Here is a 1,368-nt window from a genome sequence, read left to right as displayed (position 1 = left end):
GGGTGTGTCCAGTTAACGGCTGATCTTGGTTTTGAGGTTCAGTTGTTGGCTGGGGTGAGCCGGCCCTCGAAGGCGATCTGGAAGGCGTTCAGGGGTGCCTTCCAGCGCATGGTCCACCTCTTGCGGCTCTTGCCGGTCGGGTCGAGGCTCATCAGTGCCAGGTAGACGCACTTCAGGGCCGCGGCCTCGGTGGGGAAGTGTCCGCGGGCCCGGACGGCCTTGCGTATCCGCGCGTTGACGGACTCGATGGCGTTCGTCGAGCAGATGACCGTGCGGATCTCGACGTCGAAGGAGAGGAAGGGCACGAACTCGGCCCAGGCGCTCTCCCAGAGCTTGATGATCGCCGGGTACTTCTTCCCCCAGGCGTCCTGGAACTCTCCGAAGCGTTCGGCTGCCGCGCTCTCGTTCGGGGCGGTGTAGACGGGCTTGAGCGCCTTGGCGATCTTGTCCCAGTCCTGGCGGCCCGCGTATCGGAAGCTGTTGCGCAGGAGGTGAACGATGCACGTCTGAACAATTGTTCGGGGCCAGACCGCCTCAACCGCGTCGGGCAGCCCCTTGAGTCCGTCGCAGACCAGCATCAGCACGTCGTCCACGCCGCGGTTCTTGAGCTCGGTGAAGACCTGCAGCCAGTATTTCGCGCCTTCGCCGCCATCGCCGGCCCAGATACCGAGGATGTCCCGGGTGCCCTCGACGGTGACGGCCATGACCACGTAGATGGGCCGATTCGCGACCTTGCCGTCCCGGATCTTGACGTTGATGGCGTCCACGAACAGGACGGGGTAGACGCGGTCGAGTGGCCGGTTGGACCATTCGGCCATGCCCTCCATCACCTGGTCGGTGATGGTGGAGATGGTCTGCCTGGAGACCTCGGCGCCGTAGATCTCGGCCAGATGCGCGGAGATCTCCCCGTGGGTAAGACCCTTCGCTGACAGCGACAGCACCATCTCGTCCACGCCGGTCAGCCGGCGCTGCCGCTTGCGCACGATCTGCGGCTCGAAGCTGCCGGCCACGTCCCGGGGCACCTTGACCTCGACCGGCCCGACATCGGTCAGCACGGTCTTGGACCGGGTGCCGTTGCGGCTGTTGCCGCTGTTCTTCCCCACCGGATCATGCTTGTCGTACCCGAGGTGATCGGTGATCTCGCCCTCCAGGGCGGACTCCAGCACCCGCTTGGTCAACTGCTGCAGCAGCCCGCCCGCACCGGTCAACTGCATGCCCTCGGTCCGGGCCCGCTCGACCAGCATCGCGATCAACTGCTCGTCCGACGTGGCCACACCCACCGGCTCAGCCACGGACTCGTGCTCGATCGTCATCTCACTCACTTGGCGTCTCCATGATCAACAGATCCGCCGTTTATTAGACACTCCC

Annotated in this window: 1 protein-coding gene; it reads right to left on the bottom strand. The window is 65.1% G+C overall.

What is annotated here, in order from left to right; all coding sequences use genetic code 11:
- Positions 1-38 precede the first annotated feature (38 nt).
- Positions 39-1,244 carry an IS256 family transposase gene (locus tag ACFWB8_RS37095; protein ID WP_377779100.1) on the bottom strand — a complete coding sequence of 402 codons (1,206 nt, stop codon included), beginning with the start codon at positions 1,242-1,244 and terminating at the stop codon, positions 39-41.
- Positions 1,245-1,368 lie beyond the last annotated feature (124 nt).

Source organism: Streptomyces sp. NPDC060031, from assembly GCF_042736805.1.
Lineage (GTDB): Bacteria > Actinomycetota > Actinomycetes > Streptomycetales > Streptomycetaceae > Streptomyces.
Note: the sequence above shows the minus strand (reverse complement) of the source record. Positions and strands in the feature narration are given on the sequence as shown.